Annotated in this window: 25 protein-coding genes and 1 tRNA gene; 13 read left to right on the forward strand and 13 right to left on the reverse strand. The window is 70.9% G+C overall.

The window, feature by feature from the left end; translation table 11 throughout:
• Positions 1 to 2: 2 nt before the first annotated feature.
• A complete protein-coding gene (locus tag AB0N14_RS21680; RefSeq protein WP_366027329.1) occupies positions 3 to 1,211 on the reverse strand; it encodes an MFS transporter in 1,209 nt (402 codons plus the stop codon).
• Positions 1,212 to 1,415: 204 nt separating this feature from the next.
• Between AB0N14_RS21680 and AB0N14_RS21685 the strand changes: the two genes are divergently transcribed.
• Positions 1,416 to 1,790 (forward strand): metalloregulator ArsR/SmtB family transcription factor, encoded by a 375-nt coding sequence (locus tag AB0N14_RS21685; RefSeq protein WP_366027330.1) that lies wholly within the window; start codon positions 1,416 to 1,418, stop codon positions 1,788 to 1,790.
• A gap of 217 nt (positions 1,791 to 2,007) precedes the next feature.
• On the opposite strand, the gene AB0N14_RS21690 is transcribed toward AB0N14_RS21685, so the two are convergent.
• Both AB0N14_RS21690 and AB0N14_RS21695 read right to left on the reverse strand, forming a co-directional pair.
• The gene (locus AB0N14_RS21690; RefSeq protein ID WP_366027331.1) at positions 2,008 to 2,655 is read right to left on the reverse strand and encodes a ScbR family autoregulator-binding transcription factor; all 648 of its coding nucleotides are present in this window, start codon (positions 2,653 to 2,655) and stop codon (positions 2,008 to 2,010) included.
• A 95-nt stretch (positions 2,656 to 2,750) separates the two neighbouring features.
• A complete protein-coding gene (locus AB0N14_RS21695) occupies positions 2,751 to 3,530 on the reverse strand; it encodes a response regulator transcription factor (protein ID WP_366027332.1) in 780 nt (259 codons plus the stop codon).
• A gap of 413 nt (positions 3,531 to 3,943) precedes the next feature.
• Between AB0N14_RS21695 and AB0N14_RS21700 the strand changes: the two genes are divergently transcribed.
• Positions 3,944 to 4,906 (forward strand): ScbA/BarX family gamma-butyrolactone biosynthesis protein, encoded by a 963-nt coding sequence (locus tag AB0N14_RS21700; protein WP_366027333.1) that lies wholly within the window; start codon positions 3,944 to 3,946, stop codon positions 4,904 to 4,906.
• 37 nt (positions 4,907 to 4,943) lie between these two features.
• Positions 4,944 to 5,873, forward strand: coding sequence for an NAD-dependent epimerase/dehydratase family protein (locus AB0N14_RS21705; protein WP_366027334.1), 930 nt, complete (start codon positions 4,944 to 4,946; stop codon positions 5,871 to 5,873).
• Between the two features lie 91 nt (positions 5,874 to 5,964).
• On the opposite strand, the gene AB0N14_RS21710 is transcribed toward AB0N14_RS21705, so the two are convergent.
• From AB0N14_RS21710 to galU, 7 genes are all read right to left on the reverse strand, one after another.
• A tRNA-Ala gene (locus AB0N14_RS21710) sits at positions 5,965 to 6,038 on the reverse strand.
• Between the two features lie 218 nt (positions 6,039 to 6,256).
• Positions 6,257 to 7,438, reverse strand: a complete 1,182-nt coding sequence (gene glpR / locus AB0N14_RS21715; protein ID WP_366027335.1) for a gephyrin-like molybdotransferase receptor GlpR — start codon at positions 7,436 to 7,438, stop codon at positions 6,257 to 6,259.
• 184 nt (positions 7,439 to 7,622) lie between these two features.
• Positions 7,623 to 8,231 carry a GNAT family protein gene (locus AB0N14_RS21720; protein WP_366027336.1) on the reverse strand — a complete coding sequence of 203 codons (609 nt, stop codon included), beginning with the start codon at positions 8,229 to 8,231 and terminating at the stop codon, positions 7,623 to 7,625.
• Between the two features lie 26 nt (positions 8,232 to 8,257).
• Entirely contained in the window at positions 8,258 to 8,839 is a 582-nt protein-coding gene (locus tag AB0N14_RS21725) for a MogA/MoaB family molybdenum cofactor biosynthesis protein (RefSeq protein ID WP_366027337.1), read from the reverse strand.
• Positions 8,836 to 9,315: a cyclic pyranopterin monophosphate synthase MoaC gene (gene moaC / locus AB0N14_RS21730; protein WP_200420720.1), complete on the reverse strand. Its 480-nt coding sequence runs from the start codon at positions 9,313 to 9,315 to the stop codon at positions 8,836 to 8,838. The genes AB0N14_RS21725 and moaC overlap by 4 nt, the downstream gene beginning before the upstream one ends.
• Before the next feature lie 184 nt (positions 9,316 to 9,499).
• Positions 9,500 to 10,822, reverse strand: coding sequence for a gephyrin-like molybdotransferase Glp (gene glp, locus AB0N14_RS21735; RefSeq protein ID WP_366027338.1), 1,323 nt, complete (start codon positions 10,820 to 10,822; stop codon positions 9,500 to 9,502).
• Positions 10,823 to 10,826: 4 nt separating this feature from the next.
• Positions 10,827 to 11,729: a UTP--glucose-1-phosphate uridylyltransferase GalU gene (gene galU, locus AB0N14_RS21740; RefSeq protein ID WP_366027339.1), complete on the reverse strand. Its 903-nt coding sequence runs from the start codon at positions 11,727 to 11,729 to the stop codon at positions 10,827 to 10,829.
• 134 nt (positions 11,730 to 11,863) lie between these two features.
• Here galU and AB0N14_RS21745 point away from each other — a divergent pair, with 134 nt between their 5' ends.
• Positions 11,864 to 12,448, forward strand: a complete 585-nt coding sequence (locus AB0N14_RS21745) for a 5-formyltetrahydrofolate cyclo-ligase (RefSeq protein ID WP_366027340.1) — start codon at positions 11,864 to 11,866, stop codon at positions 12,446 to 12,448.
• Between the two features lie 67 nt (positions 12,449 to 12,515).
• Here AB0N14_RS21745 and AB0N14_RS21750 read toward each other — a convergent pair whose 3' ends face one another.
• Positions 12,516 to 15,317 carry a penicillin acylase family protein gene (locus tag AB0N14_RS21750; RefSeq protein ID WP_366027341.1) on the reverse strand — a complete coding sequence of 934 codons (2,802 nt, stop codon included), beginning with the start codon at positions 15,315 to 15,317 and terminating at the stop codon, positions 12,516 to 12,518.
• A 220-nt stretch (positions 15,318 to 15,537) separates the two neighbouring features.
• Between AB0N14_RS21750 and AB0N14_RS21755 the strand changes: the two genes are divergently transcribed.
• The 6 genes from AB0N14_RS21755 to mscL all read left to right on the forward strand — a co-directional run bounded on the left by AB0N14_RS21755 (position 15,538) and on the right by mscL (position 21,379).
• Positions 15,538 to 17,100 carry a potassium/proton antiporter gene (locus AB0N14_RS21755; RefSeq protein ID WP_366027342.1) on the forward strand — a complete coding sequence of 521 codons (1,563 nt, stop codon included), beginning with the start codon at positions 15,538 to 15,540 and terminating at the stop codon, positions 17,098 to 17,100.
• 276 nt (positions 17,101 to 17,376) lie between these two features.
• Positions 17,377 to 18,648 carry an MFS transporter gene (locus tag AB0N14_RS21760; RefSeq protein ID WP_366027343.1) on the forward strand — a complete coding sequence of 424 codons (1,272 nt, stop codon included), beginning with the start codon at positions 17,377 to 17,379 and terminating at the stop codon, positions 18,646 to 18,648.
• Between the two features lie 68 nt (positions 18,649 to 18,716).
• Complete coding sequence (locus tag AB0N14_RS21765) at positions 18,717 to 19,025, forward strand: FmdB family zinc ribbon protein (protein WP_366027344.1); 309 nt, start codon at positions 18,717 to 18,719, stop codon at positions 19,023 to 19,025.
• 130 nt (positions 19,026 to 19,155) lie between these two features.
• Entirely contained in the window at positions 19,156 to 19,989 is an 834-nt protein-coding gene (locus tag AB0N14_RS21770) for an S-methyl-5'-thioadenosine phosphorylase (RefSeq protein WP_366027345.1), read from the forward strand.
• A 193-nt stretch (positions 19,990 to 20,182) separates the two neighbouring features.
• Positions 20,183 to 20,758: a hypothetical protein gene (locus tag AB0N14_RS21775; protein WP_366027346.1), complete on the forward strand. Its 576-nt coding sequence runs from the start codon at positions 20,183 to 20,185 to the stop codon at positions 20,756 to 20,758.
• Between the two features lie 150 nt (positions 20,759 to 20,908).
• Entirely contained in the window at positions 20,909 to 21,379 is a 471-nt protein-coding gene (gene mscL / locus AB0N14_RS21780) for a large conductance mechanosensitive channel protein MscL (RefSeq protein ID WP_366027347.1), read from the forward strand.
• Between the two features lie 100 nt (positions 21,380 to 21,479).
• Here mscL and AB0N14_RS21785 read toward each other — a convergent pair whose 3' ends face one another.
• On the reverse strand, positions 21,480 to 21,686 hold the full coding sequence (locus AB0N14_RS21785) for a hypothetical protein (protein WP_366027348.1): 207 nt from the start codon (positions 21,684 to 21,686) through the stop codon (positions 21,480 to 21,482).
• A 141-nt stretch (positions 21,687 to 21,827) separates the two neighbouring features.
• Here AB0N14_RS21785 and AB0N14_RS21790 point away from each other — a divergent pair, with 141 nt between their 5' ends.
• From AB0N14_RS21790 to AB0N14_RS21800, 3 genes are all read left to right on the forward strand, one after another.
• Positions 21,828 to 22,865, forward strand: a complete 1,038-nt coding sequence (locus AB0N14_RS21790) for a P1 family peptidase (RefSeq protein ID WP_366027349.1) — start codon at positions 21,828 to 21,830, stop codon at positions 22,863 to 22,865.
• A 175-nt stretch (positions 22,866 to 23,040) separates the two neighbouring features.
• Positions 23,041 to 24,252, forward strand: a complete 1,212-nt coding sequence (locus AB0N14_RS21795) for an Ig-like domain-containing protein (RefSeq protein WP_366027350.1) — start codon at positions 23,041 to 23,043, stop codon at positions 24,250 to 24,252.
• A 191-nt stretch (positions 24,253 to 24,443) separates the two neighbouring features.
• Complete coding sequence (locus AB0N14_RS21800) at positions 24,444 to 25,217, forward strand: DUF6227 family protein (RefSeq protein WP_366027351.1); 774 nt, start codon at positions 24,444 to 24,446, stop codon at positions 25,215 to 25,217.
• Positions 25,218 to 25,236: 19 nt separating this feature from the next.
• On the opposite strand, the gene AB0N14_RS21805 is transcribed toward AB0N14_RS21800, so the two are convergent.
• A complete protein-coding gene (locus AB0N14_RS21805; RefSeq protein WP_366027352.1) occupies positions 25,237 to 25,503 on the reverse strand; it encodes a hypothetical protein in 267 nt (88 codons plus the stop codon).
• Positions 25,504 to 25,523: the final 20 nt, after the last annotated feature.

A 25,523-nucleotide genomic window follows, 5' to 3' on the forward strand; every position in this document is an offset into this window, starting at 1 on the left:
TCCTACTGCGCGCCGGCTTCGACGTGGTCCGTCCGGCGGGCGGCGGGCGCCGGCGCGGTCCTGGACGCCGCGGAGGTGCCGCCCAGGGATCCTCCCGCCACCACGACGAGCCCGGCGAGGGCGAGCCCGGCTCCGACCCACAGCGGGGAGACGTACCCGTACCCGGCAGCGAGGGCCAGCCCGCCGAGCCAGGCGCCGATCGCGTTGCCGACGTTGAAGGCCGCGATGTTGGCGCCGGAGGCCATGGTGGGCGCGTCGGCGGCGTACTTCATGGTCCGCACTTGCAGGCCGGGCGCCGTCGCGAGGCCGATGGTGCCCATCAGCAGCAGCGAGAGGACCGTGGCCACCTTGTTCTCCGCCGTGAGGGCGAAGACGGCCATGACCACCGCGAGGACCGCCATGTTGCCGATCAGAGCGGCGTTGAGGGACTTGTCGGCGGCCTTGCCGCCGATGAAGTTGCCGATGAAGGTGCCCACCCCGAACAGAACCAGCAGCCAGGGAACGGTGCTGTTGGAGAACCCGCTGACCTTGGTGAGCGTGAAGGCGATGTAGGTGTAGCCGCCGATGACACCGCCGAAGGCGAGGATGCTGAGCGCGATGGACACCCACACCTGGCCGCGGCGGAAGACGGCGAGTTCGCTGCGCAGGTTGGTCCGGGTGGCCGCCGTCGTCTGCGGGACCAGGGCCTGGATGCCGACCAGCGTGACCACGCCGATGACCGTGATGGCCCAGAAGGTGGAGCGCCAGCCGAGCTGCTGGCCGAGGAAGGTGCCCAGCGGCACACCGAGCACGTTCGCGGCGGTCAGTCCGCCGAACATGAGCGCGATGGCGCTAGCCTTCTTGTTCTCGGCGACCATGTCCGAGGCGACGACCGCGCCGACGCTGAAGAACGCTCCATGGCACAGGGCCGCGACCACCCGGCCGACCATCAGCAGCGAGTAGGTGGGAGCGATCGCGGAGATCAGGTTGCCCGCGATGAACAGCACCATCAGGCTGACCAGGACTTTCTTGCGGTCGAAGCGGGAGATGGCCGCGGTCAGCGCGAGGGCGCCGATCGCGACACTGAGCGCGTAACCGGAGACCAGGTACCCGGCGACCGACTCCGAGACACCGAAGTCGCCTGCGACCTCCGGCAGCAGGCCGACGATCCCGAACTCTGTGAGGCCGATCCCGAAGCCCCCCAGCGCCAGGGCGATGAGCCCGATAGGCATGAGAAAAACCCTCCGTTGCAGTGGCATGCGGTACGGGGCGTGCCGTTGCGGAACGCTGACACATCGAAGTATCGCAGAACTTCGATATGTGGTGTCAAGGGGGACCGTGCGGCACCTCACCGGGCGGCCGGCAGCTTACGAAGCCGTAACGTATCGCCTATCATCGATGCATCACAGTCGGCCCCGCGTCCGCCCGGAAGGCTCATGACGACACACGACACGCCCGCGGCAGGGGAGCTCGCACCCCTGCTCGAACCGCTCAAGGCACTCGCCAACCCCGTGCGGCTCCAAGTGCTTCAGTGGCTGCGCGAACCGGAGGAACACTTCCCGGTCAACCCGGCCGTCACCGACCCGCGCGCGGTCGGCGTCTGCGTCAGCCACATCCAGGCCAAGACCGGACTCGCCCAGTCCACGGTCTCCGCCTACATGGCCGTACTCGAACGCGCGGGTCTCGTCCGCTCCACGCGCGTCGGCAAGTGGACCCACTACCGGCGCGACGAGGAACACATCACCTGGCTCATCGAGGAACTCGGGCGAAGCGTCGGGGATGTCCACGTGGCTCAGCTCCTCGCCTCCTGACGTGCCGCTCCCCATCTGGTGACGTGCGGCCCGGGCCACTCGCAGCCCGAACCACCTCCACGTGGTCCGGACGACAGAGGTCCCGCACCGCCGACGCCGCGGTCGCACGGCCCCGACGACGACGCGCGCCGACCCGACACCCTCGGGCCGACGCAGTGTTCGGCGACCCCAGGGTCCGTGCGCCGTCGGCGGCGCGGGCGCCGCGCCCTCCCCACTCTCAGACCGATCCGGACACCTCCCTCGCCAACGGCCCCTCGGCGTCCGGCAGCGGGGTCGTCCGCAGTCGCGGGAGCATGCCCGGGGCGGCGAGCCCCGGCAGGAGGAGCCGCCACAGCGCGGAGATCCGGGCGGGCAGGTCCCGCCGGTTGCTGTAGGCCTGCGACATGACTTGGAGGCCGGTGAAGGCCCCGACGACGGTCGAGGCCACCTCTCCCAGGTCCATCCCCGGCAGCAGTTCGCCCTGCTTCTCCGCCTGCCCGAGAAGGTCCTCCATCACGGAGACCGACTGGTTGTACGGCTCCTGGGCCGGGAACGAGAAGGACGACTGCTCGACGGCCAGCCGCACGCTGGCCCGGAGCACCGTGTCGGTCTGCAGCCGGCGGGCGAAGTCCAGCGTGAGATCGATGGCGGCCTGGAGCTTCACCACCTGGTCCGGCACCACGAGAGCCTCGCCCTGCGCCTCCACCAGCGCCATGGCGATCGCCTCTTTCGAGGGGAAGTGGTGGTACAGGGCCCCGCGCGTGAGACCGGCCCTGGCGAGGATCTCGTTGGTGCTCGCCGCGTCGTATCCCCGCTCGCCGAACACGTCTGCGGCGGCTTCCAGGATCGAGCGTCTCGACCTGATCCCTCGCTCCTGCCGAGCCATCCCCAGACCTCGCATCTCACGCCAGGAAACAAACAAACCTGTCTGCATTGTATGGCACCCGGGCATGACCACCACCCCCTGGCAAAGGCATCGCGTCACGGCCGTCCGAGGCGGAAGCCGACTCCGCGCACGGTGATGATCCAGCTGCTCGATCCGAGCTTGCTGCGCAGGCTGCTGACGTGCGTGTCGATCGTGCGTCCCCGGTGGGACCAGTCGTCCCCCCACACCTGGCTCATCAGCCGGCGGCGGGAGAGGGTGGCGCCCGGCTCCGAGACGAGCAGATGCATCAGGTCGAACTCCTTGGGGGTCAGCTCCACATGCCGACCCTCCACCAGCAGTTCACGGGTGTCCGCATCCATGCGCAGCGGCCCGTACGTGATGACCCGGCCCGCCGGTCGCCGAGGACGGGCCCGGCGCATCACCGCCTCCATCCGGGCCAGCAGTTCCCGCAGGCCGTACGGCTTGACGACGTAGTCGTCCGACCCCGCCTGCAATCCGAGCACGCAGTCGAGTTCGGCTCCCCGCGCGGTCACGGTGATGATCGGAACGTCGCCGACCTCCCGTATCCGGCGGCACACCTCCAGTCCGTCCAGATCAGGCAGGTCGAGGTCGAGCAGGACCAGGTCGACACTGTGGTGGGCCTGCAGCGCCTGGGCTCCCGTGGCCACGCTCCTGGCCGCGTAGCCGTGTCGGCGCAGTTCCTGCACCAGGGTGCCCGCAGTCTGGGCGTCCTCGACGACCAGCACTCGCAGCGCCTGCCCGCCGTCGGGCTTCACGGGCTCCGCCTCCGCCTCGGCCTGCGGCTGAGTGCCGTCGGACGGCACGCCGCCGGACTGCCGACCGCGCTCCCCCACACGCGGTCGGACCGGATCCATGACCTGCCCCTTCATCCAACGCCCTCCCCCAGACACGACAGATCGAACTGTTGAGCGTTCACCTCTTGGGAAGTTACCAGGCAAGGTTGTCTGATTGTCAACCGGTCCCCGACAGGCAGTGCTTTCACGAAACCGACAGTACCGGCTTCGGACATATCTCTCTTAGCCTTCGTAATTCCAGCATTTCACCTCACCGCGCCCCCCTGGAAGCGGCGCCTCCTTCATTCATGGATGCGAGAAGTGAATGTAACCCGCCCGTAAACCAAGCAGGCAGACCTTATTTTACGCTTGCTTTACTCGCAAAACAGACCGGGCTGCCTGTACGTTGGTTGCTACACGCGTTCAATCAGTGACGGGGGGTCCGGGCGCGCGGTCTGGTCCGCCCTGTCCGCACACAGACAGGAGTGCCGCGGATGCTGACTTCGGTCGTAACTCCCGGGATCAGCAGCGCTTCGGTGACCGGAGCGCCGCTCACCACGACGGTTCCCCGTGAATACGTCCATCGGGCCTCCGTGGCCGAGGTGCTCCTCACCGGGTGGGAGAAGACCCCGAGCCACGGGACCGGTCATCTGTCCGACTCCTACACGGTCCGCGCGCAGTGGCCCCGGAGCCACGCGGTGTTCGCACCGGTCGGCAACCACCAGGACCCGATGCTGCTGCTGGAGTCGATACGCCAGACCGGAATCCTGCTCTCCCACGCCGAGTACGGCGTTCCGTTCGGCCATCAGTTCCTGATGTGGGACCTCTCCTTCGCCGCCACCGCCTCGGCGTTCACCGTCGACTCCAGCCCGACGGATGTCGAGTTGCGGACCGTCTGCCACGACATCGTCCGACGCGGCAGGAACCTGGCGGGTATGCGCTACGACGTCTCCGTGCACCGCGACGGGGTCCCCGTGGCGACCGGCAGCGCCGGATTCAGCTGCACGAGCCCCGGCGCACACCGGCGGCTGCGCGGCGGACGCCCCACCACGACCAACCGCCCCCTGCCGGCGCCGGTGGACCCGGCCCAGGTGGGTCACACCAACCCGCAGCACGTCCTGCTCGCCGCGTCTGCGGCAACCGGGGGAAACCGGTGGGAGCTGCGCGTCGACACCGGTCACCCGATTTTCTTCGACCACCCGGTCGACCACGTCCCCGGCATGCTGCTGATCGAGGCCGCCCGGCAGACGGCCCGCGCGGCGACCCGGCAGCCCGGTGCTCTCCTCCTCGCTCTGGTAAGCAAGTTCAGGCGCTATGCCGAGCTCGACGCCCCCTGCTGGATGGAGGCCGACGTCCTGCGCCGCGACGCGGGCGGGGACCTCCGCGTCCACGTGCGGGGCACCCAGCAGGGCGAGCAGGTCTTCGCCGCGGAGCTGGTGCTGCGTCCGGCGCCCTGACCCGTCGTACCGCCTGAAGGAGCTGGAGAGCCGTCCCATGCGCACCGTCCTGATCACCGGCGCCGCGGGCTTCCTCGGCGGTCATGTCGCCCAGGAAGCCGGGCGGCGGGGCATGGCCCTGACCTTGATGTCGCACCGCCGGCCCGTGCACGCCGCGGGGCCCGGTCGCCGCGTCGTGCCGGCCGACCTCACCGATCCCGACTCGCTGCGCGGCGTGTGCGAGGGTGTGGACGTTCTGCTGCACTGCGCCTCGTACATCGGCACCGCGCCGGAGGCCAACGAGTCCGTAAACGCCCGGGGAACGCGGAACCTCCTCGCCGAGGCCCACCGCGCCGGCGTGCCCCGCATCGTGTACGTGAGCACGGCCTCCGTCTACGGGCGGGGCACCTTTCGGGGCGCCGGCCCCGGACAGCTGGTACGGAATCCGGGATCGCCCACCTCGCTGTCCCGCGCCGCGGCCGAGGACGCCGTCCTCGAGGCGGGCGGCGTGGTCCTGCGTCCGCATCTCGTCTACGGCCCGGGGGACACCTGGGTGGTACCGGGTATGGTCCGTCTCCTGCGTGCCCTGCCCGGTACCGTCGAGGGCTGGAGCGCCCGAATGTCCGTCATCTCCGTACGGGACCTGGCCCGCCTCGTGGTCGGTTCCGGTCTCGCGTCCGCTGCCGACCTGACGTCGATCACGTACCACGCGGCGCACCCGGTGCCGGTCACCTCGGAAACCCTGCTCCGCGCGGCGGCCGTGTGCGCCTCGCTCACCTGGCCGCAGCGGCGGCTCTCGGTGACAGAGGCCCGGGAGCTTCTCGCGGCGGACAGTCAGTCGTCGCGCGCGCTCGACATGCTGAGGACCGACCACTGGTTCGACGGCATGCCGCTGTGGCGCGATCTGCGTCTGGTCCCGGGCCCGGAATTCGCCGCCGACTTCCCCGAGTCGGCGCAGTGGTACCGCCGCTCACTGCTTCCCGCCTGACGCGCACGAGGAGTTGGCGCACCTCGCCGCCGTGGGCGGGACGCGCACGGCAAGAGGCCCGTCCCCTGAGGGGACGGGCCTCCATGCTGCGTGGACCTGAGGGGATTTGAACCCCTGGCCCCCTCGATGCGAACGAGGTGCGCTACCGGACTGCGCCACAGGCCCTTGCAACGAGTGAAACTCTAGCATCCCCATCGGCTGGTCAGGAAATCCGTTCCCCGGCCGCCCCACCTGCGGGCAATCGTGCCGCCGGAGCAGCCGCCGCAGCCGCCCCGGCTGCGGGCGGTCGCACCTCCCCCAGCGCCTTGACGCCCTGGAGGGACCCCGGGGCGGCACGGGTGGGCGCTTGGGTGTCCGGGCACCCCGCACCCCGGCGCCACCCCCTACTCGTTCGCGGCCCGAGGCCGCTCCCCCTCCTCGTACTGGTCGAACAGCGGCGTCCGCCCCCGCTCGCGCGACCGCCGAGCCGACGCCGCCCGCCGGGCATCGCTCCGGTCCGAGGCATCCGCGTCGGCAGCCTCCGCCCGCTCCCCCGGCTCCGCCCCGGCCCCCGGCTCCGCGCCGCCCGCCGAGGGCGCCGCCTCCGCCGTACTCGACCGTGCCGAGCTCCACGCGTCCGGCGTCCCGAGGTCGACACTCGGCGTCGCCCGCGGAGCGACCGGCGCGGTCACGTACGTCGGCAGCGGTACCGGCACCGGGTCCCAGCTCTCCCCGTGCCCGGGCCTGCGCTGCCGCTCCCGCTGCTGGTCCACCCACTCCGCGTGGTCCGTCTGCTCCACGAGCGCGCGTCGGTCGGCGGCCAGCGCGGACAGCCCGGGGTCGTTCTCCGGCTCGGGGCCGTCCTCCGCCTCCTCCGCCTCGGAGTCGACCGGCGGCCGCCGCCTCGGCTGCCGCTCCCGCAACCGCTGCGCCGCCACCTCGGCCCGTCGCCGGTCCATCGTGTACGTGAACCGCTTCCGCTCCTGCGCCCGCAGGTACGCGATGTACGCGCTGAGCAGGACGGCCGGCACGCCCGGCGCCCACAGGAACGCGAGCCCCCCGACCGCGGCCACGATCGCACCGAGCGTGAAGGCGAGGAAGAGCATCACGGTCGTCCGCCGCCGGCGCGCGAGCACCTTCGAGCGCCGGGCGCGCGCCATGGCCTCCGCCGAGGAGACCTTCCGCGCCCGGAGCACCTGTCCGGGTACACCCGGCTCGGCCGTGCGCGGCTCCCCCGGCTCCGCCCGCTCTCCCTGCTCCCGCCGGGGCCGGCCCTCCGGCTCCGCCTCCGCCCGCGCCCGCGGCTGCCGCTCGGTCGGAGGCATGGCGAAGGACCGGACGTCCACCGAGCCGGTGACACCGTCCGGCCGCGCGCCGGGCTCCCCCTCTTCGGCGGAGCGCGCCCGCAGGTCCTTGGCGTATCGACGCTCCATGCCCGCCCGTCCGGACAGCAGCCGGATGGCGGTGCTGAAGCGTTCCGTCGGACGAGACTCGTTCAGCTCGTCCTGCCTACGGAGCCACATCGGCACCAAGTAGGCGGCCCAGGCCCCGACAATGACTGCGTAGATGAGGCCGCTGCTGCTCACGCCTCACACGGTAGAGGGGTTTGCGTGAGGCCATCTGCCAATTGAGCCGGTGTGTCGCACGATCTGGCTGATATTTCGAACTTTTTTTGGGACTGATGCGATCAGCAGACCGACGGGGCCGCTAATTCATTGCCCTCAGACGAACGCGAGACGATCGCCACCCGATCAAATTCGAACGTATTTTTTATTTCCTGGGGTGGCGGTGGGCCTGTTGAGAGCGTGCCCGGTGCCAGCGCGCCAGCAACCCCTCGGGCACCTCCTCCGCGGTGAGCGCGAAGACCTGATGGTCCCGCCAGGCCCCGTCGATGTGCAGATAACGCGGCCGGAGCCCTTCCTCACGGAATCCCAGTTTCTCCACGACCCGGCGGCTCGGACCGTTCTCGGGGCGAATGCAGACCTCGATGCGGTGCAGCCCGACGGTGCGGAAGCAGTGGTCGACCACGAGCGCCACGGCCGTCGGCATCACCCCGCGGCCCGCGACCCCCTCGTCCACCCAGTAGCCGACGTGCCCCGAGCACATCGAGCCCCAGGTGATCCCGGCCACCGTCAACTGCCCCACCAGGCGCCCCTGGTACTCGATGACGAAGGGCAGCATCCGGCTCGCCCTGGCCTCGGCGCGCAGGTGCCGGACCATCTGCCGGTAGGTCGGCCGGTGCGCTGTCGGGCCGCCGGGCGCGGGCGGCGGAATGGTCGCCTCCCACGGTCGCAGCCACTCCCGGTTGCGCCGGTTGACCTCGCGCCATGCCCGCTGGTCGCGCAGCCGTATCGGCCGGAGGACGACATCGCCGTCCACCAGCTCGACGGGCCAGGATGGGCTGTTCAGCTCGCACCCCCACTCGGTCTGGGGCGGTCCTCGCGGACCGCGGACCCGCCGGCGTCGGCCCGGGGGTGGTCCCCGCCGCGGATCTGGTCGACGGCGTGGACCAACAGGGGCTCCAGGACGGCCAGTCCGTCCCTCACCCCGCCGGTGGACCCCGGCAGGTTGACGATCAGCGTCCCGCCGGCGACTCCGGCCAGTCCCCGGGAGAGCGCTGCCGTGGGCACCTTCTCCCTTCCGAACGCCCTGATGGCCTCGGGAATGCCCGGCACCTCGTAGTCGATCACCGCGCGGGTCGCCTCGGGGGTGCGGTCGGTGGGGGATATGCCGGTGCCCCCGGTGGTCACGATCACGTCGTAGCCGGCGCGCGAGCCCGTCCGCAGTGCGTTCTCCACCGGGTCGCCGTCCGGGACGACCCACGGGCCGTCGACCGCGAAACCGAAGCGGGTGAGCGCCTCCGCGATCAGGGGGCCGCCCTTGTCCTCGTACACGCCCGCGGCCGCGCGGTTCGACGCGGTCACCACCAGGGCCGCGTACGGCGCCGGGAGGGCACCGCCGATCGGCGGTTCGGCCGGTGCCGTCATGCCCGGCTCCAGTCGCCCGACTTCCCGCCCGTCTTCTCCTCCACGCGCACGTCCGTGATCACCGCCGCCTTGTCGACCGCCTTGACCATGTCGATCACGGTGAGCGCCGCGACACTGACCGCGGTGAGCGCCTCCATCTCGACACCCGTGCGGTCGGTGGTCTTCACGGTGGCCGTGATCTCCACGGCGTCGTCCGCGACCGACAGATCCAGCTTCACACCCGACACCGCGAGCGGGTGGCACAGGGGGATGAGGTCGGGGGTCCGCTTGGCGCCCATGATGCCCGCGATGCGCGCGGTGGCCAGCGCGTCACCCTTGGGGACGCCCTCCCCGCGCAACAGTTCGATCACGCGCGGGGAGACCAGCACACGGCCGCTGGCGCGCGCGGTCCGCTCGGTGACGTCCTTCCCGGAGACGTCGACCATGCGGGCCGCCCCCGCGTCATCGATATGGGTCAGTCTGTCCTGCGAACTCATGTGCTGCGGCACTCCCGGTCCTGGCCCGGCACGCGGACCTGCTGTGCGCGACACGGTACCGCCAACCGGGCAGGATCAGCCGACCAAGGTCCACGGACCGGATACGGAGACGCGACCGGACCGGACGGACAGGCCTGTCCGACCGGGCGAAGCCTCCGAACCCGGACACCCGGGGCGCCCGCCGTCAGCCGAGCAGGACCACCTCGACCTCCGTGCCCGGCTCGATGGATGTGTCGTCCTCGGGGACCACGATCAGGGCGTCCGCCTGGGCGAGGGCCGCGATCAGATGGGAGCCGGCGCCGCCCACCGGGGTCACCGTGCCGTCGGCGTACGTGCCGCGCAGGAACTGCCGACGGCCCGCGGGCGACGTCAGCGCCTTGTCCGCCTTCAGGACGGCTCTGGTCCGGGGGCGGTGGACGTCCGACAGGCCCATCAGGGTGCGGATCGCCGGGCGTACGAACAGCTCGAAGGAGACGTACGACGACACCGGGTTGCCCGGCAGCGCGAGCAGCGGCGTGTGGTCGGGGCCGATGGAGCCGAAGCCCTGGGGCTTGCCGGGCTGCATGGCGAGCTTGCGGAACTCGACGCCGCCGCCCGCCTCGTCCGCGTCGCCCACGGAGGACAGCGCCTCCCTGACGACGTCGTACGCGCCCACGCTCACCCCTCCGGTGGTGACCATGAGGTCGGCCCGGACGAGCTGGTCCTCGATGGTCGAGCGCAGCGTGTCCGCGTCGTCGGCGACCGCGCCGACCCGGTAGGCGATGGCGCCGGCGTCCCGGGCGGCGGCGGTGAGGGCGAAGCTGTTGGAGTCGTAGATCTGGCCGGCCGCCAGTTCCTCGTCGGGCTGGACGAGTTCGCTCCCGGTGGACAGGACGACCACGCGCGGGCGCGGGCGCACGCGTACCGTGCCGCGGCCGATCGCGGCGAGCAGCGCGATCTGCGGCGGCCCGAGGACGGTGCCGGCCTCCAGGGCGAGGTCGCCGGCCCGGACGTCGCTGCCCTCGGCGCGCACGTGCGCGCGTGCCTCGGCCGGGCGGTGGACGCGCACCTGTCCTGCGGCTCCCTCGGGCGCGAGGCTGCGGGCGCGCATCCCCGTGACGGGGCCGCCGCCCAGCCCGCCGTCGGTCCACTCCACGGGGACGACGGCCTCGGCGCCCGGCGGCAGCGGGGCGCCGGTCATGATGCGCGCGGCCTGGCCGGGCCCGACGTGCAGCAGGTCGGCCGCGCCCGCCGCGACGTCGCCGATCACCGTGAGGACGGCCGGGAACTCCTCGCTCGCGCCCGCGACGTCCGCGACCCGCACCGCGTACCCGTCCATGGAGCTGTTGTCGAACGGCGGCAGTGACAGGGGCACCGTGACGTCGTCGACCAGGACGCAGTCCTGCGCGTCGAGCAGGTTCAGCTCGATCGGCTCCAAGGGGCGGACGGTGGTGAGGATGTCCTCCAGGTGTTCGTCCACCGACCACAGGCGGTCCTGGCCGGTGGTGCGGGTCGCGGCGGCGCTCAAATCGCTACATCTCCTCGGCTACGAAGCTGCGAAGCCAGGTCCTGAAGCCAGGGCCCAGGTCTTCACGTTCGCATGCGAGTCTGACAATGGCACGCAGGTAGTCGCCACGGTCGCCGGTGTCATAGCGGCGGCCCTTGAAGACCACGCCGTGCACCGGGCCGCCGACCTTTTCGTCCTCGGCGAGCTGCTGGAGGGCGTCGGTGAGCTGGATCTCGTTGCTGCGGCCCGGCTCCGTCTTGCGCAGGATGCCGAAGATGTGCGGGTCGAGGACGTAGCGGCCGATGACGGCGTAGTTCGACGGGGCGTCCGCCGGGTCCGGCTTCTCGACCAGGCCGGTCACCTGGACGACGTCGCTGTCCTCGGTGGTCTCGACGGCCGCGCAGCCGTAGAGGTGGATCTGCTCGGGCGCGACCTCCATGAGCGCGATGACACTGCCGCCGTACTGCTCCTGGACCTCGATCATGCGCTTGAGCAGCGGGTCGCGCGGGTCGATCAGGTCGTCGCCGAGGAGGACCGCGAACGGCTCCTGGCCGACGTGCGGGGCGGCGCACAGGACGGCGTGGCCGAGGCCCCTGGGGTCGCCCTGGCGGACGTAGTGCATGGTGGCGAGGTCGCTGGACTCCTGGACCTTGGCGAGCCGCTCGGCGTCGCCCTTCTTCTCCAGGGCCGACTCGAGCTCGTAGTTGCGGTCGAAGTGGTCCTCGAGGGGGCGCTTGTTGCGCCCGGTGACCATCAGTACGTCGTCGAGCCCCGCGGACACGGCTTCCTCGACCACGTACTGGATCGCGGGCTTGTCGACGACCGGCAGCATCTCCTTGGGCGTGGCCTTGGTGGCCGGCAGGAACCGGGTGCCGAGGCCGGCAGCGGGGATGACAGCCTTGGTGATCCTGGGGTGCGACTGAGTCATGTCCGCAACGATATCCGGTGGGTATGTGCGGAAACTGTGACTCCGGTTAATTCGCTCTCATATGAGCGCATTGTGAACGAGGAGGCCACTGACCTGTGGGTCCCAAGGAACACCAGGCAGATCCTGGCAAGCGAATGTTGCGGCGAGGCTTCCTCGCGGTGAGGGGCGGATTGACCGCCGATGACGTGCGGGATGCGGCGACGGCGCTGGCCGAACGGGCCCTGGAGCTGCCCGAGCTGGCGCACGCGCGCACGGTGGCCGCGTACGTCTCCGTGGGGAGCGAACCCGGCACGCTCGCGCTTCTGGACGCGCTGCGCGCGCGGGACGTGCGCGTACTGCTCCCGGTGCTCCTGCCGGACAACGACCTCGACTGGGGGACGTACGCCGGGCCGGAGTCCCTGGTGAGCGTGCGGCACGGCGGGCGGATGGCCCTCCTGGAACCCGCGGGCGAGCGCCTGGGCCCGGAGGCCGTCCGGGAGGCCGACGCCGTACTGCTGCCCGGGCTGGCGGTCGACGCCCGCGGCATGCGCCTCGGGCGCGGCGGCGGCTCCTACGACCGTGTGCTGGCCCGCCTGGAGCGCGCGGGCGCCGACCCCGCCCTGGTGGTGCTCCTGTACGACCCGGAGGTGGTCGAGCGGGTCCCCGAGGAGGCGCACGACCGCCCGGTGCACGCCGTGGTGACCCCGTCGGGGGTACGCCGCTTCCACCGCCGGCCGTGAGAGCCGCGCACATGGAGAACGGCCCTCCACGCGCGCGTGAAGGGCCGTTCTCACGGTGCGGTGCCCGTCAGGGCTTGAGCACCAGCGTGTCGGTCGTGCTCTTGTCCACCGCGTCCTTCGAGAAGTTCCACGGCAGCAGCTCGCCCTTGACCCACTTCTCCGTCTGGTCGGTGTAGTGGGCGCTGTAGGCGTGGCCCGAGGCACCGCTGAGGTTGATCCACTTGGACTTGTCGAGGTCGGCCAGGTTGACCACCATGCGCATCGACGGCACCCACAGGGCGTTGTAGCCGCCCGCCGCGTTCCAGCCGGTGGCGTTCACGGTCGCCTCGCCGCCGTCCAGCTTCCAGGGGCCGCGGTTGAGCATGTACTGCAGTATGCCCGGGCCGTCGGTGCCCAGGGTCTGGTTCTTCAGGAACAGGCGGTGCAGCCGGCCCCAGCTCCAGGTGTCCATGTCCTTGCCGAGCTTGGCGACCAGCTCCCAGGTCGCGTCCTTCATGGCGCGCCCGAACAGCTCGTCACGCGTCGTCGTGGCGGGGTCGGTGCGCGTCGCGGGCGACTGCCACCAGTCGTTCTTCTCGTCGTCGACGATGTTGCGGACCACCTCGAACCAGCGGTCGCCGCCGTCCGGCTGCGCCTGGTCCGCTTCGCGCTGGCCGCACTCGCGCACCTTGCGGTCCTCGTCGGCCGGGCCGGTGGAGTCGGCGGGCTCCACCCACAGGCACTGGCCCTTGACCCGCAGCTCCTTGGGCAGCTTGTTGCCGAAGGCGAGCTTGAGGATGTTGCGCCAGACCGCGTTGAAGTACGCGGCCGCCGCCGAGTCGGAGTCCTGCGTGTAGTCCCAGCCCTCCAGCAGCTTCTGCGCCGCGCGGACGTGCTTGTCCGAGACGTCGATCTTGAGCAGCTTGGGCACCAGCAGCTTGGCGATCTCGCTGCTGTTGTCGAGCTGCATCTGCCGCATGTCGTCGGTCGAGATCTTGCCGCCGCCCTTGATCTTCGACTCGATCAGGTCGGTGATCCGCTGGCTGCGCGAGCCGTAGCCCCAGTCCGTGGTGAGCGTGTAGGGGTACTTGTCCTTGTCGATCACGGCCTGGTTGGCGGTGACGATGTAGCCGCGCTTGGGGTCGAACTCGTAGGGCAGCGCGGCCTGCGGGATGTAGCCGGTCCAGTCGTACTTCGAGTCCCACCCGGGCGCCGGGATCGAGCCGTCGTCACCCTTCGCGCGCGTGGGGATCTTTCCGGGCAACTGGTAGCCGATGTTGCCCTGGGTGTCGGCGTAGATCAGGTTCTGCGAGGGCACGTCGAAGGAGCGGGCCGCCTGGCGGAACTGGGACCAGTTCGACGCCTTGTCGATCGCGAAGACGGCGTCCATGGTGTTGCCGGGGTCCAGCGCGGTCCAGCGCAGGGCGACGCCGTAGCCGTCGGCGCGGTCGGGTGCCACGGTGTCGACGGTGGCCTTCTTGCCGACATTGACGAGTTCGTCGTCGCGGTCGGACAGCAGCGGGCCGTTTTTCGTCTCACGGACGACGATCTTCTTCGAGTCGCCGCCCGCCACCTTGATCGTCTCGGTGCGGGTGGTGAACGGCACGACCTTGCCGTCCCTCAGGTAACCGTTGCCGGAGAGCTTCTCCAGGTAGAGGTCGGTGACGTCGACGCCGGAGTTGGTCATGCCCCAGGAGATGTTCTGGTTGTGGCCGATTATCACGCCGGGCATGCCTGCGAAGGTGTAGCCGGTGACGTCGTAGCCGCACTTGCTGGAGACGGTCGTGCAGTGCAGGCCCATCTGATACCAGACCGAGGGCAGCGAGGCCGACAGGTGCGGGTCGTTGGCCAGCAGCGGCTTGCCGGTGATGGTGTGGTTTCCGGCGACGACCCAGGAGTTGGAGCCGATGCCGTGGCCGTTCACGCCGACGGCGGTCGGGACGTCGGCCAGAACGTTCGTGAGACCCGCCAGCTGGCTGCGCAGGGACGAAGAGGCCGAGGTCGACGTGGACGTCGAGCTCGACGTCCGGGTCGTCGACTGCGTGCCCGTCGTGCCTGTCGCACCCTTCGAGCCTGCCGTACCCGTTGTACCCGTCGAGTCGGTCTGCTCGAACGCCTTCGTGAGGGCGTTGTACTCGCCCTCCTGGACGATCGGCTTGTTGCGGCTGTACGGGTACTCCGGGTACAGGTCGGCGATCTGCTTGGGGCCCAGGCGGCTGGTCATCAGGGAGCGGTCGATCTCGTCCTGCATGTTGCCGCGCAGGTCCCAGGCCATCGCCTTGAGCCAGGAGACCGAGTCGACCGGGGTCCACGGCTGGGGCTTGTAGTCGTTGGTCAGGCCCAGCGCCGCGTACTCCAGGGAGATCTCCTTGCCGTCCTTGCCCTTCAGGTAGGCGTTGACTCCCTTGGCGTACGCCTGGAGGTACTTCTTCGTGGAGGCCGACAGCTTGGTGTCGTACTCCTTCTGCGCCACCCGGTCCCACCCCAGGGTGCGCAGGAACTCGTCGTTGTTGACCTGGCTCTTGCCGAACATCTCGGACAGGCGTCCGGACGTCATGTGGCGGCGCACGTCCATCTCGTAGAACCGGTCCTGCGCCTGGACGTACCCCTGCGCCATGAACAGGTCCTCGTCGGAGGACGCGTAGATCTGCGGGATCCCGTAGCCGTCGCGCTTGACGTCGACGGGACCCGACAGGCCCTCGAGCGTGATCGTCCCCTTGGTCTGCGGGAAGGAGGCGCGCACGGTGCTGACGGACCAGTAGCCGCCGTATCCGAAACCTCCCACAAGGGCCACAACCAGGACAATCACGAGCAGTCGGGCTCTGCGCCCCTTCTTCCTGCCGGACTTGCCGGGCTTCTGGCCGGAAGAGGCGGTGGTGTTGGGGGGCATCGCTGTCCTTGCTGTCCTAACACGAGCGGCAGGGCGGGCTGTGCTTTCTACTGAGCGCTGGAGCAACCATAGGCGCAGGGCCCGGTCCGCCTTGACGCGGAGTCGGGAACCAGCCCGGACCGGAGTTCGATCATGCGGCCCGAAGCGTCAAGAAAGCGTCAAGAGTTAGGTAAGCTAATGAAGTAGTCGAAGTGAAGTCCGCCCCAGCACCGGGCTTCGCGTGCTCGGATCGTGGCGTCGCCTCGCGGCCCACGGATTGGCGAGAAGGGAACGGCCGCTGACTGTCCACCACCTCAACCAGCTCCTGCTCCTCTGCTCGCTCGTTCTGCTCGTCGCGGTGGCAGCGGTTCGGATCTCGTCGCGCAGCGGCCTCCCCAGCCTGCTCGTCTACCTGGGCATCGGCATCGCCATGGGCCAGGACGGATTCGGCATCCACTTCAACAACGCCGAGCTGACCCAGGTCATCGGATACGCGGCACTGGTCGTGATCCTGGCCGAGGGCGGTCTCGGCACGAAGTGGAAGCAGATCAAGCCGGCCCTGCCGGCGGCCTCCGCGCTGGCGCTCGTCGGCGTCGCGGTGAGCGTCGGCGTCACGGCCGCGGGCGCGCGCTACCTGAGCGGACTGGAGTGGCGGCAGGCGCTCATCATCGGAGCGGTGGTGTCGTCGACCGACGCGGCGGCGGTCTTCTCGGTGCTGCGGAAAGTGCCCCTCCCCGCGCGCGTGGCGGGCGTTCTGGAGGCCGAGTCCGGCTTCAACGACGCCCCCGTCGTCATCCTCGTCGTCGCGTTCTCCACGGCCGGGCCGATCGAGCACTGGTACACGCTGCTCGGGAAGATACTCCTGGAGCTGGCCATCGGCGCCGCCATCGGCCTCGCGGTGGGCTGGCTCGGCTCCTGGGGTCTCAGGCACGTGGCGCTGCCGGCCTCCGGCCTCTACCCGATCGCGGTCATGGCCATGGCGGTCATGGCGTACGCGGGCGGCGCGCTGGCCCACGGCAGCGGCTTCCTCGCCGTGTACCTCGCCTCGATGATGCTCGGCAACGCCAAGCTGCCGCACTGGCCCGCGACCCGGGGCTTCGCCGAAGGGCTCGGCTGGATCGCCCAGATCGGCATGTTCGTCCTGCTCGGTCTGCTGGTGACCCCCCACGAACTGGCCGACGACGTGCTGCCCGCCCTGGTCATCGGCATGGTGCTGACGATGGTGGCGCGTCCGCTGAGCGTCGTGATGAGCCTCGTGCCCTTCCGGCTCCCCTGGCAGGAGCAGACGCTGATGTCGTGGGCCGGGCTGCGCGGTGCGGTGCCCATCATCCTGGCGACGATCCCCATGGTGAGCGGCGTCTCCGGCAGCCGCCGCATCTTCAACATCGTCTTCGTGCTGGTCGTCGTCTACACCCTCGTCCAGGGGCCGACCCTGCCCTGGCTGGCCCGCCAGCTACGCCTCGGCGAGGGTCCCGAAGCCACGGACCTCGGCATCGAATCGGCGCCGCTGGAGCGGCTGCGCGGGCATCTGCTGTCCGTCACGATCCCCGAGGGCTCGCGGATGCACGGCGTCGAGATCAACGAGCTGCGGCTGCCGGCCGGAGCCGCGGTCACCCTCGTCGTCCGGGAAGGGAAATCGCTCGTTCCGCTGCCGACGACCGTGCTGCGGCGCGGGGACGAACTGCTCGTGGTCGCCACGGACCAGGTCCGCGACGCGGCGGAGAGGCGTCTGCGGGCCGTCGGCCAGGGCGGCAAGCTGGCGGGCTGGCTGGGGACCACCGGGAACGGCGCGCCGGGACGCTGAGGGCGCCTTGGTGAACGGCGCGTTTCGTACCGTTCACACCGTCGGGAATCCCAGGTCGAGCGCTGGACGGTGCTCTGTTTCACAGGCGTCCTGTGCGATACCCCTGTACAATCCAGGCGCACCCTGATCGAACCAACTCTGCCTGACGCAGAGCTGGCGCGACCGTATGGCGGCCGGGCGCCCTTCCTTCGTAGGGGCCGGTATCTACCGCAGTCCGCGCAAGAGGACAGCTCTCGGCGCGCATCCGCGCTACCAGGCAGCAGAAAGGCACGGGCCGTGGAGTCCACGGTCACCTCGAAGGCGTCCCGCCCGGGCTACGGGCAGCTGCTGCGCACCCGTGGCGCCTGGACGTTCCTACTCCCCGGCTTCGCGGCGCGTCAGCCGTTCGCGATGCTCACCCTCTCCATCGTGCTGCTCGTCCGGCACACCACCGGCTCCTACGGGGCCGCGGGCGCCGTCGCGGCGGCCACCGGGGTGTCCATGGCCCTGTTCGCGCCCTACAGCGGCCGTCTCGCCGACCGCCACGGCCAGCGGGCGGTGCTGCTGCCCGGCGTCCTGGTGCACGCCATGGCAGGCACTTCTCTGACCGCGCTCGCGCTGGCCCACGCCCCGCTGTGGGCCCTTTTCGCGGCGGCCGTCCCGACCGGCGCGTCGGTGCCGCAGATCGGCCCCATGGTCCGCGCCCGGTGGGGCGTGAAGTTGAAGGACTCGCCCCTGATGTCGACGGCGGCGGCCTTCGAGTCGGTCACCGACGAGCTGTCCTTCGTGCTCGGCCCGCTCCTGGCGACGGCCCTGTGCACCGCCGTGGCCCCGGCCGCGGGTCTGCTCACGGAGGCGGCGCTGACGCTGGTGGGCGGTGTGCTGTTCGCGGCGCAGAAGCGTACGCAGCCGGCCGTCGCAGCCGTCACGCACGCGCGCGTGGAGCACGCGTCCGCCCTGCGCGTCCCCGGGGTGCGGGTTCTGGTCGTGACCTTCCTGGGCATCGGTTCCGTCTTCGGCGGCATGCAGGTCTCGCTCTCCGCGTTCAGTCAGTCGATCGGCGAGCCCGGCCTGAACGGCGTCCTGTACGGCGTCTTCGCCGCGGGCAACATGCTCTCCGGCGTCGTGTGCGGCGCGATCGCCTGGAAGGCCGCCCCGCGGCGCCGCCTGGTCATCGGCTGCACGGCCCTCGCCCTGGCCGCCTCCGCCCTGTGGACCGCGCACTCGGTGGCCGTGCTTGCCGGACTCGGCCTGCTGGTGGGCATGTGCATCGCGCCGTCCCTGATCACCGGCTACACCCTGGTCGAGGCCCTGGTCCCGGACGGCGCCCGCACCGAGGCCTTCACCTGGCTGACCGGCGCGGTCGCGCTCGGCCAGGCGGCGGCGGTCACGGTGGCCGGACAGCTGGAGGACCGGCTGTGGACCGGCGCCGGCTTCCTCGTCCCGATGGGCGGTACGGTGCTGGCGCTGCTGACCCTGCTGTCCCTGCGGTCGTGGCTGGTCACGCGACCTTACGGCCGCACCGTGGCACGTGGCGTCGGTCACCGCGCACCGGTGACGGTGGACTGATCCCGCGGAATAGGTCACTATGGATCGTCGTTAGCACTCATTGAGTGAGAGTGCCAGGAGGAAGACAAGTGCCGACCTACCAGTACCAGTGCACCGAGTGCGGCGAGGGCCTCGAGGCGGTGCAGAAGTTCACCGACGACGCCCTGACCGAGTGCCCCAACTGCGGTGGCCGCCTGAAGAAGGTGTTCTCCGCGGTCGGCATCGTCTTCAAGGGCTCCGGCTTCTACCGCAACGACAGCCGCGGCTCCTCGTCGAGCAGCAGCCCGGCGTCGTCGAAGTCGTCGAGCTCCTCCTCGTCGTCGTCCGACTCCGGCTCGTCGTCGTCTTCGTCGTCCTCGTCGTCTTCGTCGTCGAGCACCAGCTCCTCCGCCGCATAGGTCCGTGTCGTGGGACCCCGCCGTCGTGTGACGGCGGGGTCTTCGGGGTTTCCGGCCCGCCGGGGGCGGCGGCTGCGGAGTTCTCCCCAGCCGGCTCGCACGCCCGTACGGGGCGGCTACTGTGCTCGCCATGACGAACGCGGAGATCGGTGTCATCGGCGGCTCTGGCTTCTACTCCTTCCTCGACGAGGTGACCGAGGTCCAGGTCGACACCCCGTACGGGGCTCCCAGCGACTCTCTCTTCCTCGGCGAGATCGCCGGCCGGCGGGTCGCCTTCCTCCCCCGCCACGGCCGCGGCCACCATCTGCCGCCGCACCGGATCAACTACCGCGCCAACCTGTGGGCGCTCCGCTCGGTCGGGGTGCGCCAGGTCCTCGGCCCGTGCGCGGTGGGCGGGCTGCGCCCGGAGTACGGGCCGGGCACGCTGCTGGTCCCCGACCAGCTGGTGGACCGCACGAAGACCCGGGTGCAGACGTACTTCGACGGGCTGCCGCTGCCGGACGGCACCGTGCCGAACGTGGTGCACGTGTCCCTGGCCGATCCTTACTGCCCGGTCGGGCGGGCGGTCGCCCTGAAGGCCGCCCGCGGGCGGGACTGGGAGCCGGTGGACGGCGGAACGCTGGTCGTGGTCGAGGGGCCGCGGTTCTCCACCCGCGCCGAATCGTTGTGGCACCGGGCACAGGGCTGGTCGGTGGTGGGCATGACCGGCCATCCCGAGGCCGCGCTGGCTCGTGAACTGGAGCTGTGCTACACGTCGTTGACCCTGGTCACGGATCTGGACGCGGGGGCGGAGACCGGAGACGGCGTCTCGCACGACGAGGTGCTGAAGGTGTTCGCGGCGAACGTGGACCGGTTGCGGGGCGTGCTGTTCGACGCGGTGGCCGCGCTGCCGGCCACCGAGGAGCGGGACTGCCTGTGCGTGAACGCGCTCGGCGGGATGAACCCGGGGTTCGAGCTGCCGTGACGGGGGCCGCCGCGGCGGTGGCGGGGGTGGCTGTGGCGGGGTCGCCTGTGGTGGGGTCGGCCGTGCGGAACGTCCCGTTCGGGTGAGCGAGTTGTCCACAACCGCGGAGTAACCCACAGGCGTCCACGGCCTCCACCGCGAAGCGTCATCGTGGATCGCGACCCGATCACTCACGACGCAGGTGGTGACCAGCATGCCCCGCATCTCCCCCTCCGCCCCTCAGCCCTACGCGGCGGTCCCCGCGCCCACGTACCCGCCCGCCGGCCTCTCCCCCCGTTCCGACACGCCTCCCACCTGTGCCGTGCCCCACTTCGCTCCCGTACGGGTGCGAGGAGGGCGGCAGCGGTTGAGGCGGGTGCTGCGGTGCCGGAGGCGGGCTGTGGCCGCGGGACTGGCCGTCACCGCTGCCGCGCTCGTCGCGGCGGGGCCCGGCCGGTCCGAGGGCGCACGCGGACATCCGGACACCGGGGGCCGCCCGACCGCGGCGGCCGTACGGGAGCCGCGCCCGGTGGAGACGGTGACGGCGCCGGTGCGGATCGCGGACGCGGCGACCGTGCGGCTGTTGCGGCCCGGCGACCGCGTCGACGTGATCGCGGCCGACGGCGGCGGCCAGGCCAGGGTCGTCGCGGCCGGGGCCCGGGTGTCGCGGGTGCCCGATGTCGATCCGACGGAGAACGGCGCGCTGCTGGTGCTGTCCGTGCCGCGCCCCACAGCCGCGCGCCTGGCCGGCGCCGGCGCCACCTCCCGACTGGCGGTGACGCTGTGCTGAGCCCGGCCCTGTTTCACACTGCTGGCGGTCGCGCTGTGCTGAGCCCGGTCCCCTTCCTCACGGCATGCGGTTGGACAGCCGTGGTACGCCCTGCCGTAGGTTGCGGAGCTGTTCGTTCCGAAGCGTGTGCAGTAGAGAAGGGTCCCAGTGGTGAGCGAGATCAAAATGCCGGGCGTCCTGCAGGGCTTCAAGGCCTTCCTGATGCGTGGAAACGTCGTCGACCTGGCGGTCGCGGTGGTCATCGGCGCCGCCTTCACCAACATCGTGAACTCCGTGGTGAAGGGGGTCATCAGCCCGGTCGTGGGGGCGCTCGGCACCAAGAGCCTGGACAGCTACAGCTCCTGCATCAAGGAACCCTGCACGGGCACCGGCGCCAACGCGACGGGCGTCCACATATTCTGGGGCTCGGTCCTCGGCGCCACGCTCAACTTCGTGATCACCGCCGCCGTCGTCTACTTCCTGATGGTCCTGCCCATGTCCAAGTTGCTGGCCCGGCAGGAGGCCCGCCGCAAGGCCAAGCACGGCACCAAGGACGTGTCCGAGGTGACCGAACTGGAGGTGCTGGAGGAGATCCGCGACGCCCTCGTCGCGCAGCGCAGCCCGAACCGGACCGACGCCTGACACACTCCAAGACGACCACAGGACGCAGGGCAGGGCCGACAACGGGCCCTGTGACGGCTCTCACAGATGGTGGGGCGAGCTCACAGGTGGTGGGGCGGGCTCACAGGTGGTGGGGCGGCTTCTCGTCCAGGAACCGCGCCAGATCGGCAGCGCTGTCACCGCTGGGGCGGGGCCGCTCGCCCCATCCCAGGTCCGTGTCGTCCGACGACTGCGTGCTCAGCGGGTCGTCGAAGACCAGGGCGTCCTTGGGCTCGGGCTTCGCATCCCGCGGTTCGCGGTCTGGGCTGGACGTCGGGGTGGCGCTCATAACCCCAGCGTACGTCTCCGCTGCATCAAGACGCGGCGTCGCGGCTTCGCAGGAAGGGGCGCTCGCCACCGGGTGGCACCGACGGGGCGGATTTCTGCGGCGCGGTGTCACGACCGGAGTGCGGCGAAGGATCATGGGTCCATGACACGTGACGCTCTGACAGATGTCGCCGGTCTGCGCGTGGGTCACGCCACACGGATCGGGGACGGCTGGCTCACCGGCACCACGGTCGTCCTAGCCCCGGAGGGCGGTGCGGTCGCGGCGGTCGACGTGCGCGGGGGCGGGCCCGGCACGAAGGAGACCGATGCGCTCGATCCACGCAACCTGGTGCAGAAGGTCGAGGCGGTCGTCCTGACCGGGGGCAGCGCCTACGGGCTCGACGCGGCGTCGGGCGTCATGGCCTGGCTGGAGGAGCACGGCCGCGGGGTGCGGGTGGGCCCCGATCCGTCCCACGTGGTGCCGGTCGTGCCGGCCGCCTGCGTCTTCGACCTGGGGCGTGGCGGTGACTTCAGGGCCCGCCCGGACGCGGCCATGGGCCGGGCCGCGGTCGAGGCGGCGGCCGCGAGCGAGCCGGGCGCGCCCGTGGCGGAGGGCTGTGTGGGCGCGGGCACCGGCGCGACGGTCGGACGGCTCAAGGGCGGTGTCGGCACCGCGAGCACCGTGCTGGACTCAGGGATCACGGTCGGCGCCCTGGTGGTGTGCAACGCGGTGGGCTCGGCGATGGATCCGGAGACGGGCGCGCTGTACGGGGAGTTGGTCCAGGGCCGGGTCGGCCGTCCGGCGCGGGAGGTGCACGAGGCCGCGCGGCGACGGCTCTCCGAATCCGCCGCGCGCCTCCCGCGCCCGCCGCTGAACACCACCCTCGCCGTGGTCGCGACAGACGCCGACCTCACCAAGGCGCAGGCGCAGAAGCTCGCGGGCGTGGCGCACGACGGTCTGGCGCGCGCCGTGCGGCCGGCGCACCTGCTGCACGACGGGGACACGGTGTTCACGCTGGCGACCGGCGCCCGTCCGCTCGCCGCCGCGGACCCCCTCGCGCTCAACGAGGTGCTGGCGGCGGGCGCGGACCTCGTGACGCGCGCGATCGTGCGGGCGGTACGCGCCGCCGAGCCGGTGGACGGGCCGGGCGGGGCGTGGCCGTCGTACGGGGAGTTGTACGGCGCGGCGGAGGCGCTGTGACGGAAGGGCATGAGAGGCCGAAAGGCCCCGGGGTGGTGGGCGATTGTCCCGGTTCTGTCACGTAAGGGCGTGCGGCGTGGCGGACGGGAACCCTCCAGCGCGGCGTTCGCTCTCTCTCCACGTACTCGAGCGGATCACGCAACCGAACGCACACCCCGACGACCTGGAGAAGCCTGTGACAACGCCGGACATGCGAGCGCGGCGCGCACTGGGGGCCTGTGCCGCCCTGATGGTCGGCGCCCTGACCCTCACCGCCTGCGGCGGCAGCGCCACCGCCGACAACGACAAGGGCGGCAAGGACTCCAAGGTGTCCGCCGCCAAGATCACCATCTCCGCCAAGGACGGTTCGACCGGCGCGTCGATCAACACCACCGGAGTGAAGGTCAGCGACGGGAAGCTGACCCAGGTGAAGATGACGGCGGCGGGAACCGGCACGGCGGTGCCGGGGGAGATCTCCGCGGACGGGACGACCTGGAAGCCGAAGGAGCAGCTGGACCGCGGGACGAAGTACCAGATCTCGGCCACCGCCAAGGACACCGACAACCGGGTCGCCGCCGCCAACTCCATCTTCACCACGGTCACTCAGGCGGGCAGCTTCATCGGCACGTACACGCCCGACGACGGGGCGACGGTCGGGGTCGGTATGCCGGTGTCCTTCACGTTCGACAAGGCGATCACCGACAGGAAGGCCGTGCAGTCGCACATCACGGTGACGTCCAGCAGCGGCCGGCAGGTGGTGGGGCACTGGTTCGGTGCGCAGCGCCTGGACTTCCGGCCCGAGGACTACTGGAAGGCCGGCTCGAAGGTCACCCTGAAGATCGACCTGGACGGTGTGGAGGGCGCGAACGGCGTCCGCGGTGTGCAGAAGAAGACCGTCACGTTCACCATCGGACGCTCCCAGGTCTCCACGGTCGACGCGAAGACCCAGACCATGACGGTCGTTCGGGACGGCAGGACCATCAGGACGATTCCGGTGTCGACCGGCAGCCCGCAGCACACGACGTACAACGGGCGGATGGTGATCTCGGAGAAGTTCCCGCAGACGCGCATGAACAGCCAGACGGTCGGCCTCGGTGGCGAGTACAACATCCCGGACGTGCCGCACGCGATGCGGCTGACGACCTCCGGGACCTTCATCCACGGCAATTACTGGTACAATCAGGGCAATCCGCCCTTCGGTCGTGAGGGCACCAGCCACGGCTGCGTCGGCATGCAGGACGTGCAGGGCGCGCAGGGGAACACGATCGCCAAGTGGTTCTACGACAACTCGCTCATCGGTGACGTCGTGATCGTCGAGAACTCCCCCGACACGACGGTCGCACCGGACAACGGGCTCAGCGGCTGGAACATGCCGTGGAGCGAGTGGACCGCGGGAAGCATGGTGTGACCGGCCGCCCGACGGCCCCCGTGAGCTGCCGTTCCTCAAGAGGCATATGACAGAGGATCAGGACGCGGGAACCCGCCGTGCGGCCCGTCCGTTTTCCCACCGCGGGTTTTCCCGGTTCTCAGGCACGATGTCCGAGCAAGGGGCTACGGTATGCACCCACAAGGTGACATGCAGCAACGCCGGGAGAAACCTTGAGCGTTCCGTACGAGACGGCAGCGTACGAGCCGGCCGAGTCGCCGGAGTCCCCTGAGCAGCACCTCGCGCGACTCCTCGGCCGCGCCCTGAACTCCTTCGAGCTGCCCGACGAGACGATCGGGCACCTGGACTGCGCGCTGGCGTACGACAGTTCACTGCACTCCGCGCACCACAGCGCGGGGCTGCACCGGGAGACCTACCGGCACACCTGGCTGCTCGCGGACGGCACGGCGGTCACCCTGTGGGAGCTCGTCCACAACACGGCGCCGGGCGGCCATCTCGAGCACGAGGTGTATGTGGACGCGGAGGAGCTGCGCACCGCCACGGCCCGGCTCCCGCTGCCGTCGGACACACCGGACTTCGAACTGCCGGTGCCGGCGCAGCTGTCTCCGGTCCCCGAGCCCCGTCACGCGTATGTACCCGACGACTCGGCGGACCACGCGCGCCGGCTGCTGCGCCGGGCGGAGAACCCGGACCGGCCGGGCGCGGACCTGTCGACGTTACTGCTCGACTCGGCCTTCGCACACGAGATCACGCAGGCGTTCGGACGGCCGCCCCGGGCCGGCCGGGCGGGGGCGGCGCTGTGCTTCTCGCTGTACGAGCACGCGTTCCTGCTGCGGGACGGCAGGGAGCTGTCCCTGTGGGAGGTCGAGCACACGGCGACACCGGACGGCCGGCACATGTGCGAGGTGTACGCGACCGAGGAGACGGCCCGGGAGGCGATGGAGCGCCGCGCGGCGACGCTGGGCCAGCCGGCGGACACCGTCTAGTTGGTGGTCTGTTGCGGCACTAGCTTCCGGAGTGCCCCTGGGAGCGGCCGTCACGGAAGCGCCGTACCAGGTTGGCGAAGGCGTCCCGTTCGGCAGGGGTGAGGTGGACCGAGTCCCAGTGGGGGGCCGTCCATCGCTGCCGGGGAACGCCGCGAAGGGTTCCGCCCCGGGTCACGCCCTTGCGGTACTGGCGGTGCATTTGGAACAGGCCGATCACCCAGAGGCCGGTCGCTACGGCGGCGACGACCACGGAGACCACCAGAGGGATCGACTCGTGCGCGGGCATGCCTCCAGTAGACACCACCA

The organism is Streptomyces sp. NPDC051104 (genome assembly GCF_040682835.1).
GTDB lineage: Bacteria > Actinomycetota > Actinomycetes > Streptomycetales > Streptomycetaceae > Streptomyces > Streptomyces cynarae.